At 64.8% G+C, this 15636-nt stretch carries 10 protein-coding genes and 1 pseudogene; 7 read left to right on the forward strand and 4 right to left on the reverse strand.

Translation table 11 applies throughout. The features are described 5' to 3' along the window. Positions 1–106: pseudogene (locus SX243_08800) on the reverse strand (glycosyl transferase). After that, the gene (locus SX243_08805) at positions 93–293 is read right to left on the reverse strand and encodes a mersacidin/lichenicidin family type 2 lantibiotic (protein ID MDY7093055.1); all 201 of its coding nucleotides are present in this window, start codon (positions 291–293) and stop codon (positions 93–95) included. The pseudogene SX243_08800 and the gene SX243_08805 overlap by 14 nt, the downstream one beginning before the upstream one ends. A 407-nt stretch (positions 294–700) precedes the next feature. On the opposite strand from SX243_08805, the gene SX243_08810 reads away from it, so the two are divergent. Both SX243_08810 and SX243_08815 read left to right on the forward strand, forming a co-directional pair. Continuing rightward, positions 701–1390 (forward strand): hypothetical protein, encoded by a 690-nt coding sequence (locus SX243_08810; GenBank protein ID MDY7093056.1) that lies wholly within the window; start codon positions 701–703, stop codon positions 1388–1390. Next, a complete protein-coding gene (locus tag SX243_08815; protein ID MDY7093057.1) occupies positions 1383–3596 on the forward strand; it encodes a peptidase domain-containing ABC transporter in 2214 nt (737 codons plus the stop codon). The genes SX243_08810 and SX243_08815 overlap by 8 nt, the downstream gene beginning before the upstream one ends. An 8-nt stretch (positions 3597–3604) precedes the next feature. Here SX243_08815 and SX243_08820 read toward each other — a convergent pair whose 3' ends face one another. Further along, positions 3605–5761: a 3-hydroxyacyl-CoA dehydrogenase NAD-binding domain-containing protein gene (locus tag SX243_08820; protein MDY7093058.1), complete on the reverse strand. Its 2157-nt coding sequence runs from the start codon at positions 5759–5761 to the stop codon at positions 3605–3607. A 216-nt stretch (positions 5762–5977) separates the two neighbouring features. Here SX243_08820 and SX243_08825 point away from each other — a divergent pair, with 216 nt between their 5' ends. The 5 genes from SX243_08825 (at position 5978) to SX243_08845 (ending at position 12827) form a co-directional block, all read left to right on the forward strand. Beyond that, complete coding sequence (locus SX243_08825; GenBank protein ID MDY7093059.1) at positions 5978–6715, forward strand: competence/damage-inducible protein A; 738 nt, start codon at positions 5978–5980, stop codon at positions 6713–6715. A 656-nt stretch (positions 6716–7371) separates the two neighbouring features. Continuing rightward, entirely contained in the window at positions 7372–10377 is a 3006-nt protein-coding gene (locus tag SX243_08830) for a ribonucleoside-diphosphate reductase subunit alpha (protein MDY7093060.1), read from the forward strand. A 145-nt stretch (positions 10378–10522) separates the two neighbouring features. Next, positions 10523–11518, forward strand: coding sequence for a ribonucleotide-diphosphate reductase subunit beta (locus SX243_08835; GenBank protein MDY7093061.1), 996 nt, complete (start codon positions 10523–10525; stop codon positions 11516–11518). 23 nt (positions 11519–11541) lie between these two features. Next, positions 11542–12084: a DinB family protein gene (locus SX243_08840; GenBank protein ID MDY7093062.1), complete on the forward strand. Its 543-nt coding sequence runs from the start codon at positions 11542–11544 to the stop codon at positions 12082–12084. Positions 12085–12407: 323 nt separating this feature from the next. After that, positions 12408–12827, forward strand: coding sequence for a hypothetical protein (locus SX243_08845; protein MDY7093063.1), 420 nt, complete (start codon positions 12408–12410; stop codon positions 12825–12827). 74 nt (positions 12828–12901) lie between these two features. Here SX243_08845 and SX243_08850 read toward each other — a convergent pair whose 3' ends face one another. Beyond that, positions 12902–15598 carry a tetratricopeptide repeat protein gene (locus SX243_08850; protein ID MDY7093064.1) on the reverse strand — a complete coding sequence of 899 codons (2697 nt, stop codon included), beginning with the start codon at positions 15596–15598 and terminating at the stop codon, positions 12902–12904. Positions 15599–15636: the final 38 nt, after the last annotated feature.

Genomic DNA, 15636 nt, shown 5'->3' on the forward strand with positions numbered 1-15636 from the left:
AATTATCATCGTCGAGGAAGACGACAAATTCTCCACCTGCTTCTTGAATGGCGCGCTGTCTGGCAAAGGCGAGTCCTTGCTGAGGCTCGAAGCTATATCTCAGGGGACAGGGGGAAGACCATGTCCGGACAGAAACAACGGCAAGAGTCGCCGCCGGCCACCGAACGGAGCTCGTCGTCGGCGAGCTCGATAACGCCGGCGGGGTTCTGCGGCAGCTGAGCCCGCTGCTCGTCGTTGAGGCTCAGGCGGAACTCTTCGTCCTTCCAGGCGCGGATGATGTCTTGCTTCTTCATGAAATGTCCTCCTCACAAAAGGATGGATGAAAGATGCCCTTCCCACGATGGAAAGGGACGACGAAATCGGATGCTGCCGAGGCAGGTGTGGAAAAAGAATCGAAAGAAGAGATGGGATCGAAGGCAAGAGGCGGAGAGACAGGCAGCTGGGAAGCCCCTCGAGGGGCACAGGTAGCGACGACGAGGGGAGGCCGGCGGGGGGTGCTCGTCGTCTTGATCGCTTCGCCTGTGGTTATCATGAGTGCGATAACTTTAGTGCGCACGCGGATTTTGTCAAGGCCTGCAACGAGTCTTTTGGTGACGGATCCGCTCCCTGAGGCTTCGTCCGAGGCAGTCTTGACCTGCTCTTCACGTCGCTGCTACGTTGAGCAATCTCTATCGCAAAACCTCCTCGACGCAGACGCCCAATGCCCGATTCAACCCCATCGACCCCACCCTCACCGCCGCCCTCCCGGCCGGGGCTGTACCGTCGCGAAGCGCTGGAGGTCCACAACGCCGGTCTCGAGGGACGGGGTGATCCGCTGCGCTTGTCCCCGCGCTGGATGCGCTGGGCGTATCCGCTCCTGGTGCTCAGCGTCGCGGCGGGGCTGGTCTTTGCGGCTTTGGGGAAGGTCGAGGAGACCGCCGCCGGTGTGGCGGTAGTGCAGCGGGCCGGTGCGGGGGACCCGCGGCTGACCTGCGGTACCACCGACCCAGTGCCGGCCCGATGGATGGCGACGGTGCTGGTGCCGGCGCGCTTCCTGCCGCGGCTCGAGCCGGGAATGCCTCTGTGGCTGGACGTCGAGGGGGTGGCGGAGACGCCGTTCTCCCTGGTCATTGGGGAGGTAGAGCCGCGGGCGTGGTGGCCTCGGCAGATCGCGGCGGGGGAGGCCGCAGACCCCGGCGGAGCTGAAGCCCTCGGCGGAACCGAGGCTGCTCTGGCGAAGATCGAGGCCGGTGCGGGGCCGGTAGCGGTGGTGCGGGCGGCGATCTGCCCGCCGCCGGGAACTCGCCTCTTCGACGGATTGCCGGGCCGGGGAGAGATCGTCCTCGGTTCCCAGTCCATTCTCCAGACTCTGGTGCCGGCGCTGGCTCCGGTGAGGTCCGAGGATGGCTGAGGCCGAATCCGGCGCCTCGCTGCGCGACCGCTTCCCGGCGCTGGCCCGGCTGGGCTTTCCCCGGCGCCGGCGGCGCATTCCCTTGGTGCATCAGACCACCGGTACGGATTGCGGCCCCGCCTGTCTGGCCATGGTGCTGGCCTACCACGGCAAGATCATGCCGCTGGACGAGCTGCGCCAGGTGGCCGGTGGTGGCAACCGCGGTGCCGACGCCCTGGCGCTGCTGGAGACCGCTCGCTGGCTCGGGCTGCGAGGTCGCGGGGTCAAGGTCGAGAAGATCGAGGATCTCCAGCTGCTGCCGACGGGCAGCATCCTGCATTGGGGCTTCAACCACTTCGTCGTCCTCGACCGTCTGCAGGGCCGGAAAGCGCGGCTGGTGGATCCGGGGGCGGGGCGCCGCACGGTGGGCTGGGAGACCCTGAGCAAGGAGTTCACCGGCGTTGCGCTGGTCCTCGAGCCCGGCGAGGACTTCGAGCCCGGCGGCCGCATCCGGCGGGGAATCTGGCGCTATCTAGTGAAGCTCCTGGGCGAGTCGGGGCTGCTGGGGCGGCTGATCGTGACCTCGGTCTTGGTGCAGGGCTTCGTCCTCGCCATTCCGGTGCTCACCGGGGTGCTGGTGGATCGGGTGGTGCCGCGGCGGGACGCCAGCCTGTTGGCGTTGGTGGCGGTGGGCATCGCGCTGGTGGTGGGCTTCCATTTTCTGTCCTCGCTGGTCCGCGGGCATCTGCTGCTGCATTTGCGCACCCGCCTCGACGCGCGGATGACCCTCGACTTCTTGGAGCACCTGGTCGATCTTCCCTATGCCTTCTTTCAGGAGCGCGCCTCCGGCGACTTGTTGATGCGCCTCAACAGCAACAGCACGGTGCGCGAGATGCTCACCGGTGGGGCCCTGTCCACCGTTCTGGACGGGGTCATGGTGAGCCTGTTGTTGGTCTTGCTGTTGGTGGCCAGTCCGCAGATGGGCCTGTTGGTGTTGGTCCTTGGCTTGGTGCGGGTGGCCCTCTTCCTGCTCACCCACCGCCGCTACCGGGAGCTCATGTCCGACGCCCTGCACACCGAGGCGCGCTCCCGCAGCTACCAGGTGCAGATCCTCCAGGGCATCGAGACCTTGAAAGCCACCGGCGGTGAGCAGCGGGCGGTGGAGAGCTGGTCCAACCTCTTCGTCGACGAGCTCAACGTCGCCTTGGCCCGCGGCCGGCTCAGCGCCTGGGTGGACTCCTTGGGCGCCAGCCTGACCCTCGCCTCACCGCTGCTCATCCTTTTGGCCGGCGGCGCGCTGGTGCTTCAGGGCTCCCTCAGCCTGGGCTCCATGTTGGCGTTGGTGACCCTCGGCGTCGCCTTCCTCCAGCCTTTGGCGAGCCTGATGAACACCGCCTTTCAGCTGCAGCTGATGCAGTGCTACCTGGAGCGTCTGGACGATGTGATGCAGGCGCCCAAGGAACAGGACCGGGGCACCGCTCAGCGGGCCCGGGAGCTCCAGGGCGCGGTGGCCTTGGAGGGGGTGAGCTTCCGCTACTCGCCCCGGGCCGAGCGGGTGATCCAGGATCTGTCAGTGGAAATCGAGGCGGGGGAGATGGTGGCCGTGGTGGGTCCGTCGGGGGCCGGCAAGTCGACCCTCGCCCACCTGCTCAGCGCCCTCTATCGGCCGGAGGAGGGGCGGGTGCTCTACGACGGTGTGTCGCTGGAGGCCCTGGATTTCCGCTCCGTGCGCCGGCAGCTGGGCATCGTGCCGCAGAATCCGTTCCTCTTCGCCTCCAGCATTCGCTCCAACATCGCCGCCGCCGATCCCGGGCTACCCCTGGAGCGCGTCCGGGAGGTCGCCCGCATGGCAGAGATCGACGCCGAGATCGAGGCCCTGCCCATGGGTTACGACACCCTGTTGTCGGAGAACGGCGCTTCCCTCTCCGGCGGTCAGCGCCAGCGCCTGGCTTTGGCTCGGGCGCTGATTCAGCAGCCGGCGGTGCTGATCCTCGACGAGGCCACCAGCGCCCTCGACGCGGTCACCGAGGAGCGCATCCAACGGCGCCTGGAGGCTCTGGACTGCACCCGCGTGGTCATCGCCCACCGGCTGAGCACGGTGCAGAAGGCGGACCGCATTCTGGTTCTGGAGGCCGGCAGGCTGGCCGAGCAAGGCCGCCACCGGGACCTATTGGCGGCCGGCGGCGTCTACGCGCGGCTGGTGCGGGCGCAGCTGGGGGAGGAGTAGCTCGACCCTCAGTCCTGGTGAAACGTCTCGCCCTTGGCGGCCATGTCCCGCAGCAGCTGGGCGGGGCGGAGGCGTTCGCCGTATTGGTCGGCGTAGTGGTCCAGGCGCTCGACGATGTAGGCCAGGCCCTGGCGGTCCGCCTCCTTGAGCAGGCCGCCCCGGAACGGCGGGAAGCCGAAGCCGAAGATCACCGAGATGTCCACGTCCACCGGGTTCTCGATGACGCTGTCCTCCATGCAGTAGGCGGTCTCGTTGAGCATCTGCATCCAGCAGCGCTCGATGATCTCCTGGTCCGGGATCGCCGGCTCCGCCTCGGACCAGTCCAGGAGCTCGTAGACCGAAGAATCGACGCCCTTCTTCTTGCCCTTCTCGTAGCGATAGAAGCCTTTGCCGCCCTTGCGGCCGGTGCGGCCGTCGTCGAGCAGGCGGTCGAAGAGTTGGGGCGGCTGGATGCGGTCGCCGAAATACTCCTGGAGCACCTGGCTGACGTGGCCGCCAATGTCGATGCCCACCTCGTCGATGAGGGCCATGGGGCCGACGGGGAAGCCCCAGCCGGTGAGGGCCTTGTCGATCTGTTCGACGGTGGCGCCCTGCTTGAGAATCCACGAGGCCTCGTTGAGGAAGGGGGCGAGGACGCGGGTGGTGAAGAAGCCCGGACCGTCGTTGACCACCACCACTGTCTTGCCCATGCGCTGGGCGACCTGGACGGTTACCGCCACCGCCTCGTCGGAGGTGCCGGGGTGGCGGATGACCTCCACCAGCTGCATCTTGTGCACCGGGCTGAAGAAGTGCATGCCCACCACATTCTGCGGCCGGCTGCTGCCCTCGGCGAGGCGGGCGATGGGGATGGTGGAGGTGTTGGAGGCGAAGATCAGGTCGTCACCGGCCACTTCCTCCGTTTGCTGGATCACCTTGTGCTTGATGTCGACGTCCTCGAACACCGCCTCGACGACGAAGTTCAACCGGCTGAAGCTCGAATAGTCGACGGTGCCGTGGATGCGGCTCATGGCGAGGGTCAGGTCCACCGGCTTCATCTTGCGCCGCTTGACCAACCCCTGGAAGAGGTCTCGGCAATGCTTGAGGCCGCGGCCGACGCTCTCCCAATCGCGATCCTTGAGCTCCACCCGCACGTCCTTGTAGGCGAGCACCTGGGCGATGCCGGAGCCCATGAAGCCGGCTCCTAACACGCCGAGGTGAGAGATGTCCCGATCGCTCTGCTTGGCCAGGGCGGCGGCGCGGGCCTCGACGTCGTTCTTCATGAAGAAGATGCCCATGAGGTTCTTCGCCTCGTCGCTCACCACCAGCTGGGAGAAGGCCTGGGCTTCCAGGTCCAGAGCCTCCTCCAGCGGCAGGTTGAGCCCCTGCTCGATGACCTCGATGGCCTTCAGCGGCGCCGGGTAGTGGCCGCCGGTCTTCTCCATCACCCCCTCCCGGGCCTTGCCGAAGATCATCGACCGGGCCACCGGCAGCGCCGCCACGACGTTGGTGGCGCGGCTGGCCAGGGAACGCTTGCCCTTGTTGTGGCCCTGCTCCTTGCCCTGCTCCACCAGCTGCACCGCGGCGGTGCGCAGGTCCGCCGGATGGCAGACGGCGTCCACCATCCCCAGGCGCTTGGCCTTCTTGGCCTGAACCTGTTTGCCGGTGAGGATCAGGGGCAGGGAGTCGGCGACGCCGATGAGCCGCGGTAGCCGCTGGGTACCGCCGAGGCCCGGAAAGAGGCCCAGCTGCACTTCCGGCAGGCCGAGCTTGGTCTTGCCGTGGTCCGTCGCCACCCGCAGGTCGCAGGCCAGCGCTAGCTCCAGGCCGCCGCCCAGACAGGCGCCGTGGATGGCGGCGACGGTGGGGAAGGGCAGCTTGTGGATGCGCTGGCAGAGGGCGTGGCCCCGCTGCAGCATGGCCCGCACCGACTCGGCGTCGGAAAGCTCCTGGAGCTCCTCGATGTCCGCACCGGCGACGAAACTGTCCTTCTTACCGGAAATCAGCACCAGCCCCCGGGGGGGATTCGCCTCCAGGCGATCGAGGAGCGGATCGATCTGTTCCATGACCCGGGTCGAGACTGTGTTGACCTTCTTCTCCGGATCGTCCATCACCAGCCAAGCGATGCCGTTTTCAAAAGTCAGTTGGAGGGCGCCGGAGGCGCCGGAATGGGTCATTGGATCAGCCATGGAAAAAGTCTCCTGATTCGAGTCGAAGTGCGGATGAGCGGCCTCGGAAGAGGTTGTTCGACAGGGTCTATCGCCGAAAGGCCTGCCCATCTGCCATCGTAGGAGGCCATGCCGCAATGTGTCAAGAAATTGTCGTCCTCTTCGCCGGGGCCGCCGCGCTGCGGCAAGGGGGCGAGGCGCGCCACGCCGGAAATGCCTGTCGTATGATCAAAGGTCATGGGCAGGACCGCTGCAGCGCTGATCATCGGTAACGAGATTCTCACCGGCAAGGTGCAGGAGGAGAACGTCTCGGTGTTGGCCAAGGAGCTCTTCGCCCTCGGTGTGCGCCTGCAGCGGGTGGTGATCTGTGCCGACCAGGTGGAGGTCATCGCCCGCGACCTGACCGAGCTGCGGGAGAGCCACGACCTGGTGTTCACCAGCGGCGGCGTCGGTCCCACCCACGACGATGTGACGGTGCAGGCGGTGGCCCGCTCCTTCGATCGCCCGCTGGTGCGGTCCTTGGAGCTGGCGGGGCTGCTGGAACGCTACTTCGGCTCCCGCTGCACCGAGCGCCACCTGCGCATGGCGGATCTTCCGGAGGGCTTCCAGCTGGTGCGCTCCGGCAACGCCCGCTGGCCGGCGGTGGTGGTGGACAACGTCTACGTGCTGCCGGGGCTGCCGGAGGTCTTCCGCATGAAGATGCCCATCCTGCGGGATTGGTTGGGGGCCGGCGAGGCCTTCATCAGCCGCGCCATCTACACCCGTTGTGACGAGGCCGAGGTGGCGGACCTGCTGGATCGGTTGGTGGCGGACCACCCGCGGGTGGCCATCGGCAGCTATCCGGTGTGGAATGAGCGCCACTATCGGGTCAAGCTCACCGTCGACGGCACCGATCCCGAGGCCGTGGCCAGCGCTACCACCGCGCTGGAAGAGGCGCTACCGGAAGGGTCCCTGGTGCCTCCTCCCGAGAGCTGACTCGCACACTTTCCCGCCGCCCGATTCAGAGAAAAAATTCACATCGTTTCCGGCGTCTCCGCAAGTCCTTGCTGCGCGCCCGTTTCCTCGCCCCGGCGAGGCCCCGCGGAGGGGCTGGGCGGGCTGAACAGGCTTCCCGCCGCGGCTTTGGGGTGATACTAAATATAGGGGCCGGCTTGACAGGGGCACCTACATCTTGTAGGTTGTTCGATATGTCGCTATAAGGGACAACGGCGGCCCCAGCCTGCTGATCCGAGGCTTTCCGCGGCGGCGATTCGCGGATGTTTTCGGCCGGCGGGCTGTCTTCAGCTGCACGCCTGAAGAGCGAATTTGGAGCTTTCTTTTACCGTGATGACCATCCCCCAGCCTGCCAACCCGAAGGGCCCCCCTGACGGCCCAACTTCGGCACTGGCGGATCGGGTGGATGAGTCGCGAGCGCCCGGCCTCGAGATGGTTCTCGAGGCCCAGCAGGAAGTCCCGTGGTCTGGAGCCCCGAAGGAAGGGGTAGCCCGGAGCCGTCGGCAGCGACGGCTCGAGCCGGTTCCGCCGGCCAGTTCGTTCTAAGGGTTTCCGGCACCGATGGAGCATCGGTGCGCTCAGTTTTCATGCGCCGGTGGAGGCCATCGGCGTGTCTAGCAGGAGAGGTAGTTCAGCCTATGCGAGCGCTCAAGGTCGTCAAGCGTACGGGAGAGGTGGTCGGTTTCGACTCGGACCGAATTCGCAACGCCATCGTCAGAGCGGTGGCCGCCCTCGGCACGGAAGTGCCGGATGCCAGTCTCGACCAGATCGTCGACGACATCACCGACGAGGTAGACAATCGATTCAACGAGTTCTACCCGAACGTCGAGAACATTCAGGACATCGTCGAGAAGCACCTGGTGCGCCAGGGCCTCTACGAGATCGCCAAGGCCTACATCCTGTACCGGGCGGAGCGCCAGAAGGTGCGTCTGGAGGCCAAGCGGCGGGCCATCGAGAGTGCCCGGCTGGGCAAGCTGACGGTCAAGCGCGACGACGGCCGCACCGTTCTATTCAACGTCAAATACGTGCACGACGCGGTGCTGGCGGCGGCGGAGGCTCTGGGCTCGATGCCCGGGATCGACGTCCCGGACGTCGATCCCGTGGTCCGGGAAGTGGTCAACAACGTCTACGACGAGATTCCCACCGGCCGCATCTCCCAGGCCATGGTGATGGCGGCGGCGGCGTTCATCGAGCGCGACCCGGCTTATAGCTACCTCGCCGCCCGGCTGTTGCTGCGCAAGCTCTACCGCGATCACCTGCGGCGTTCGCTGCACGGCGAGGAGCTGGAATCGGCCTATCGCGGTGCTTTCGTCGAGGTGCTGCGCTCCGGCGTCGAAGCCGGCCTCTACAACCCCAAGCTGCTGGAATTCGATCTCGAGCGGATCACCGCCCATCTGCGTCCGGAGCGCGACGAGCTCTTCCACTACCTCGGCATCCAGACCCTCTCCGAGCGCTATCTGATGCGCAAGGACGACCGCATCCTCGAGCTGCCTCAGCATTTTTGGATGCGCGTCGCCATGGGCTTGGCGATCAACGAGCCGGAGCCGGAACAGCGGGCCCTGGAGTTCTACGAGCTCCTCTCCCAGCTGCGCTACGTGGCCTCGACGCCCACCCTCTTCCACTCCGGCACCCAGCACCCGCAGCTCTCGTCCTGCTACCTGACCACCATCGACGACGACCTGAAGCACATCTTCAAGTCCCTGGGGGACAACTCCCAGCTTTCCAAGTGGTCCGGCGGCATCGGCAACGACTGGTCCAACATTCGCGCCACCGGTTCCCCCATCAAGACCACCAACGTGGAGAGCCAGGGCGTCATCCCGTTCCTCAAGATCGCCAACGACGTCACCATGGCGATCAATCGCAGCGGCAAGCGCCGGGGGGCCACTTGCGCCTACCTCGAAACCTGGCACCTGGACATCGAGGACTTCCTCGATCTGCGCAAGAACACCGGCGACGAGCGCCGCCGCACCCACGACATGAACACCTCCAACTGGATTCCGGACCTGTTCATGAAGCGGGTGCTGGAGGACGGTGAGTGGACCCTCTTCTCCCCCGACGAGGTGCCGGACCTGCACCACATCTACGGCCGCCGCTTCGAGGAGCGCTACATCGAGTACGAAGCGCGGGCCAAGCGCGGTGAGATGACCCTGTGGAAGACCGTCTCGGCGGTGCAGCTATGGCGCAAGATGCTCACCATGCTCTTCGAGACCGGTCATCCCTGGATCACCTTCAAGGACGCCTGCAACGTACGCTCGCCCCAGGACCACGTGGGGGTCATCCACAGCTCCAACCTGTGCACCGAGATCACCCTCAACACCTCGGCGGAAGAGACCGCGGTGTGCAACCTGGGATCGGTGAATCTGGCCCGCCACTTCACCGCGGACGGCATGGATCGGGAGATGCTGGCGAGCACAGTGCGCACCGCCATCCGCATGCTCGACAACGTCATCGACATCAACTTCTATCCCACCCAGGAGGCGCGCAACTCGAACCTCAAGCATCGCCCCATCGGCCTCGGCGTGATGGGCTTCCAGGATGCCCTGTTCAAGCTCAACGTGCCGTTCTCCTCGCAGCGCGCGCTGGAGCTGGCGGACGAGACGCAGGAGGTGATCTCCTACTACGCCATCCTGGCCTCTTCGGAGCTGGCGGCGGAGCGGGAGCCCTATCCCTCCTACCAGGGTTCGAAGTGGGATCGGGGCATCTTCCCCCTCGACACCCTGGATCTGCTGGAGGAGGAGCGCGGCGTGCCGGTGGAGATCTCCCGGGCCCAGCGCATGGATTGGGAGCCGGTGCGCGATCATGTGCGCCAGCACGGCATGCGCAACTCCAACACCATGGCGGTGGCCCCCACCGCCACCATCTCCAACATCTCCGGCTGCTTCCCGTGCATCGAGCCGATCTACAAGAACATCTACGTCAAGGCCAATATCAGCGGCGAGTTCACCATCGTCAACTCCTACCTGGTGGAGGACCTCAAGGTGCTGGGGCTGTGGGACGAGGAGATGCTCGACAAGCTCAAGTACTACGACGGCAACATCTCCCAGATCCAGGAGATCCCGGACGATCTGAAGGAGAAGTACCGCGAGGCCTTCGAGATCGATCCCGTGTGGTGCCTCAAGCTCACCGCCGCCCGCGGCAAGTGGATCGACCAGAGCCAATCCCACAACGTCTTCATCAAGGGTGTTTCGGGCAAGAAGCTCCACGACACCTATGTCGCCGCCTGGCGTTTCGGCCTGAAGACCACCTACTACCTGCGCTCCCTGGGCGCGACCCAGATCGAGAAGTCGACCCTGGACGCGTCCAAATACGGCTACACCCAGAAGCGCGAGTACGCCGCCACGGCCGCCTCGCCGCCGGCGGCGGTGCCCGCTACGGCCCCTGCTGCCGCGGTGCCGGCTGCCGCTGAGGCTCCAAGCCCCGCCGTCCCGGCGGCCACCCCGTCTTCTGGCACCCCGTCTTCTGGCACCCCGTCTGCTGGCACCCCGTCTGCTGGCGTCGGTCGCCGCAGCGCTCCCTCTCTGATGCCTTCGGCGCCGGATTCGGGCCCCCAGGGGGGCGGGCAGGAGGCGCCGCGGTCGGGAGCGAAGAAACCGGAGCCTCAGCTTTGCCGCATCGACGACCCGGAATGTGAGGCTTGCCAATAGGCCATTCGTTCAGGTTCTTTGAAAGACCGTGTCTCTCTCGAGCACGGTGTTCTTTTGAAGACAGTGATTCTTTGGAAATCAGTTGACCGCCCGCCCCGAGCTCGCTTTCCGCGCCTCGGGGCGGCGTCCCGGAGGTCCCCCGATCATGCCCATCATCAATAGCTCCAAGACCGATCCCAACAAGATTCTGCCCATGACCTACAAGTGGGCGCGGCAGCACTACAAGGACGGCATCGCCAACAATTGGACGCCGGAAGAAGTGTCCATGCAGAAGGATGTCGAGCAGTGGAAGTCCGCCCGCGTTCTCAATGACGACGAACGCCGGTTGATCCTGTGGAACCTCGGTTTCTTCTCCACCGCCGAGTCCCTCACCGCCAACAACATCGTGCTGGCGGTCTACAACCACGTCACCAATCCCGAGGCCCGCCAATACTTGCTGCGCCAGGCCTTCGAGGAGGCGGTGCACACCGACACCTTCATCTACTGCTGCGACACCCTGGGGCTGGATCCGGACGAGATCTACAACATGTACCTGACCATCCCGTCGATCCGCGAGAAGGATCAATTCGTGGTGGACATCACCCGCTCGGTGCTCGATCCTGGGTTCACCACCGAGGGGACGGAGAATGTGCGCCAGTTCGTCCGCGACCTGGTGGGCTTCTACGTGATCATGGAAGGGATCTTCTTCTACGCCGGCTTCGCCATGATGCTGGCCCTCAAGCGGCAGAACAAGATGATCGGCATCGGCGAGCAATTCGAATACATCATGCGCGACGAGAGCCTGCACCTGGCTTTCGGCTGCGACCTGATCAACACCATCAAGGCGGAGAATCCGGAGGTCTGGTCCCAGGAGTTCCAGGACGAGCTGGTGGACCTGATCACCCAGTCGGTGGCCCTGGAGCAGCGCTACGCTTTCGACGCCTGCCCCAACGGCTTGCTGGGCATCAACGCCGAGCAATTCGGAGAGTACGTGGAGTACATCGCCGACCGCCGCCTGGAGCGCATCGGGCTGCCGCGGGTCTACGGCCGCCACAATCCGCTCCCCTGGATGTCTCAGTCCACCGATCTGTCGAAGGAGAAGAACTTCTTCGAGACCCGGGTCACCGAGTACCAGTCCGGGGCTTCCCTGAGCTGGGATTGATCCACCGCTGAGGGAGCGAAACCATGCTGCCCGAGCTAGAACGTCGCTTCAACCGCCTCGAGGATGACCGCCGGGCCTTGATGGAGGAGCTGGCCGCCTACCCCCGGGAGGCCGTTGAGCAAGCCCCCGAGCCCGACGCCTGGTGCATGCGCCAGGTGGCCCAGCATCTGATGATGGTGGAGCAGGCCTTCCTGCGCTACAAAGACACCCACTCGGTGCTGCGGCCGCCGAATCTCCGCCAGCGCATCGGCCGCTGGGGAGTGAAGCTAGTGTTGGGCATGGGCATCAAGATCAAGGCTCCCTCCCGGCACGTGCTGCCGGAGGACGAGCTGACCCTGGCGGAGGTCGATAGCCGCTGGATCGAGGTGCGCCAGGACTTCGGCGCCTGGCTGGAGGGGCTGTCCCCGGAGCAGGCCCGAGAGCTGCGCTTCCTCCATCCTTTCGCCGGTCCTCTCGACAGTCTGGCCTTCCTCGACTTCCTCGCCGACCACTTCGAGCACCATCGCCGCCAGGTCCGCCGCATCGCTGCCAGCTCCGCCTTTCGGGCCCTCACCGACCGCGGCTAGCCTGCCCCTTTCTCACTCTTCGGCGCCGGAATTCCCGGATCGTACCGAGGCTCTTTCTCGAGCCTCGGCGCGGTCCGGTTTTTCTTTTTTGTTCCGAAATATAAATAGGCAAAAATACCGTCTGGTCGTCAATGTTTTTGAGCGAGATATGTGAAGGTGATAGAATTCAAGGGAGTGTATTTGGAGTCCTATTTATGTAGGACGGTAGATCGACGGTCGGGCTATTGGTTCCGTCGAGGTCCTTGGAGAGTTCGCGCCGGTCGTCTACTCGATTCTTCTCCCAACCCGGTTTTCGGCTTTATGCCGGCCAGGAGGTCCAACTCATGCCCATTCGACAAAGCACCGATCCACTTCCGGACATGTCGGTGACCGTGTCCTTCAATCCCTCCAACGAGAGCTTTTCCTACAGCGGGGATATCGATCCCAATACCGAGGAGATCCTGGTCCAGGGAATTGGGGTCTGCACGATCGCCCTAACGGTCGAGGGAGCGACCTGGGCCAGCCCGCCCATCAAGTGGGTCACCGCTTCGAAAGAAGCCATGTCGGAGCCCCCGCATATGACCGTTACTCCGGTGAGCGAGAAGGTGATCGAGATCGAGAATGACTGTCACGAGGCGACCGCCGGGGTCTTCGCCTTCTTGGTCTGTGTCAACAACAACGGGACCAATGTTTGCTCGGATCCGGCAGTGCGAAACGATCCCACCGGTGGTGGCGGGGGTGGTGGTGGCGGCGGGGGTGGTTAGAAGATTTCTCGCGCGAACTAACGTGGCTGCGCGGATGGCCTAGGCTTGGTTGGTGGCTTTCGTTTGAGCTTTCCTCAGCCCTCCCCGTTGTTCGAGGATGGGGAGGGCTGAGCTTCGAACAGAACCCGAAAACCGGACACCTTTCGCAGGGAATCGAACCAAGGTAGCTCGTACCAGCGTTTCTGGTACCCGGCGTCCAGAGCCTGCTCAGCACAGCTGATCGCCGAGAAGTGCTCACCTACCAGCGCGTAGACCAGTGAACTCTCGAACAGCACGCCGGGATTCTTCGGTGCCTGCTGTAGAGCGCTCCGTACCGCATCCACCGCTTCAGATTCTCGGCCCAGATGAGCCAGTGCTTGGGCTCGAATGGTCAGCACCGCGGGATGGTCGGGTTGCGGTTCTTGATCGCAGAGTCCGAGTGCCTTGGCGTATTCTTCCCGGCTCTCGTCCGGGTGACCTAGAAGCTTCAGTGTGTCTGCCAGGTTGAGGCGATCAGCGGGGCTCTGTGGGCTTACCTCGACGGCCTGGAGAAAGGGTTCCATAGCTCCTTCGTAGTCTCCCTGCAGCATCAGCGCAAGGCCGAGGTTGGAGTAGTAGTTGGTCATCGACTCTCCGGAGCCGATAAGCTGCTGATAGATCTCCGCGGATCTTGCGATGTCGCCGAACTCCAGCTCTAGCTGCGCCAGTCGCGAGAGCGCTTGGCTGTTGTCTTCATCCCGAGACAGAATCGCTTCCAGGAGTTCTCGAGCGCGGTGCACGTGCCCCTGTTCTGCTTCCATGAAGGACAGTCGGCTCAGGATGCTCCAAGATGGGCGTTGCTCCGCGGCACGGCGCATCAGCTGAAGGGCTCGATCATGTTCCTGACGGGCACCGAGTAGCCGAGCACGATTGACCAGATTCTCGGTATCCCCAGGCGTTATGCTTTCCATCCTATCGACGACGTGCTGAGCCTCTTCGAGGCGACCTCCCTCGAGGAACGCATTGAATTTCCTCTGAAGAAGATTAGGGTCGTCGGGAACCAGCCTGGAGGCCTCTTCTAAACGTTGTAGGGCGAGATCCAAGTCGGCTTCCGTGCGGTCGAGCTCGTGAATGCGCAGATAGGCGTCCGCTTCCAAAAGATAGGCTTCCAAGAAGCGAGGGGACTCTCGGCGGATCTCCGCAGCTTCTTGAGCAATCTCGCGGTCTGACATTGCGGAGCCGCGCTGATCATAGGCTCGGCGCAAGCGGAGATACTGTTCGTAGTCCTCCTCCCGTACGTCCAGCACGAGGTTCGGATTGCGGGGAGGATGTTCCGGGTAGAGACGATTCAAGTGCAGAGTCACCGCACGGGCCAAGGCATAGGGATCGTCGGCAGGGACTTCGAAACTCTTGGGTTGCCCCTTCAGCTGCCCGGTCTCGGTATCCACTCGCGAGAGCGTTGCCTGGCAGGAGCGGAAGCGGCAAACGAGCTTGGAGGTGAGGTACTCGCCCGCCGCCACGCTTCTTGCGATCTCCGCTGGCGAGCCTTGTAAGGACTCGACATGCTCGGGGGAGACCGGTGAGATACCGCGCAACGAAAGAAGGCTGTTGTTCACGGCGGTGCGAATGCCCGAAGGCAGCAGATGGGCCTCGGGTACGTCGTCTGCGGCTTCTAACTGAGTGGGCATCACCGCCACATAGACCGGCGGCATCTCCGGTTGCCAGAGCGACCGGGTAAACCAGCCTGCCGCGGCGAGAACGATCAGTGCCAGCACCACCACCAACCAGCGCCGTCCACGCCCTCCGGTCGTCGTCGTGTTGGGGCGGACGGCGGGAATGGGCCTCTGTACGGTGGGAGCGTCGGAGGAGGAGAGATGCTCCGCTAGCGATTTGTCGATCACCGTCGGTGGCAGGCCGGTGTGGGCGCCGGTGGCGCCGGTGGTGCGGGCGAGAGCGGGGCTGAAGCTGCCTAGGTCCCGGAGGATCTCCTCCAGCTCCGAAGAGACCGTGCGGGCGTTGGCGGGGCGCTTCTCCGGATCCTTCTGCAGCAACCTCTCGATGAGGTCCGAAAGCTTCTGCGGGAGCTCCGGATTGACCTCCCGGGCGGGGGGCTGGGGCAGGGTGCACACCCGGGTGAGCGTCTCCACCGGAGAGGCGCCGAGGAATGGGGAGTTGCCGGTGACCGCCTCGTAGAGCAGGGTGCCCAGGGAGAAGAGGTCCGAGCGGTGGTCCAGCTTGCCTCCCAGAGCCTGCTCCGGGGACATGCTGCGCACCGTCCCCAAGACCTTGCCCTCGAGGGAGAGAGTCGGCTCGGAGCTGTCATGCCAGAGCTTCTTGGCCAGCCCGAAGTCGAGAATCTTGGCGTGGCCGCCGGGGGTGACGATGATGTTCTCGGCCTTCAGGTCGCGGTGCACGATGCCCTTGTCGTGGGCTTCGGCGAGACCCTCGCTGATCTCGTGGGCGAGGCGCAATCCCTGGGCCAGATCGAGGGATCCTTCCTCCAGCCGGTGGGCCAGGGTGTCCCCGTCCACCAGCTCCATGATGATCCAATCGCTGCCCTGGGCGTCGAGGATGTCGTAGATCCCGACGATGGCCGGATGCTTGAGACCGGCGGCGGCGCGGGCTTCGCGACGCAGGCGTTCCCGGGCTCGCTGATCCTCCGCGTTCTCCGGATGGATCTTCTTCAGCGCCACCCAGCGGTCGAGCTGTTCGTCGTAGGCCTTGAAAACAGCGCCCATACCGCCGGCGCCCAGCCGGTTGACGATGCGGTATCGCCCGATGTGTTCGGGGGGCTGCTCGGGAGTCTCGCTCATCGGTGGCCAGCACCCCCGGCGGGAACATGGCAGGGGGC

It is taken from the genome of Acidobacteriota bacterium, from assembly GCA_034211275.1.
Taxonomy (GTDB): domain Bacteria; phylum Acidobacteriota; class Thermoanaerobaculia; order Multivoradales; family JAHZIX01; genus JAGQSE01.

Coding starts and splice junctions, on each gene's coding strand:
- SX243_08835 (MDY7093061.1), top strand. CDS start 10,523: ATGCCCATCATCAATAGCTCCAAGACCGATCCCAACAAGATTCTGCCC.
- SX243_08820 (MDY7093058.1), bottom strand. CDS start 5,761: ATGGCTGATCCAATGACCCATTCCGGCGCCTCCGGCGCCCTCCAACTG.
- SX243_08805 (MDY7093055.1), bottom strand. CDS start 293: ATGAAGAAGCAAGACATCATCCGCGCCTGGAAGGACGAAGAGTTCCGC.
- SX243_08840 (MDY7093062.1), top strand. CDS start 11,542: ATGCTGCCCGAGCTAGAACGTCGCTTCAACCGCCTCGAGGATGACCGC.
- SX243_08825 (MDY7093059.1), top strand. CDS start 5,978: ATGGGCAGGACCGCTGCAGCGCTGATCATCGGTAACGAGATTCTCACC.
- SX243_08815 (MDY7093057.1), top strand. CDS start 1,383: ATGGCTGAGGCCGAATCCGGCGCCTCGCTGCGCGACCGCTTCCCGGCG.
- SX243_08850 (MDY7093064.1), bottom strand. CDS start 15,598: ATGAGCGAGACTCCCGAGCAGCCCCCCGAACACATCGGGCGATACCGC.
- SX243_08810 (MDY7093056.1), top strand. CDS start 701: ATGCCCGATTCAACCCCATCGACCCCACCCTCACCGCCGCCCTCCCGG.
- SX243_08830 (MDY7093060.1), top strand. CDS start 7,372: ATGCGAGCGCTCAAGGTCGTCAAGCGTACGGGAGAGGTGGTCGGTTTC.
- SX243_08845 (MDY7093063.1), top strand. CDS start 12,408: ATGCCCATTCGACAAAGCACCGATCCACTTCCGGACATGTCGGTGACC.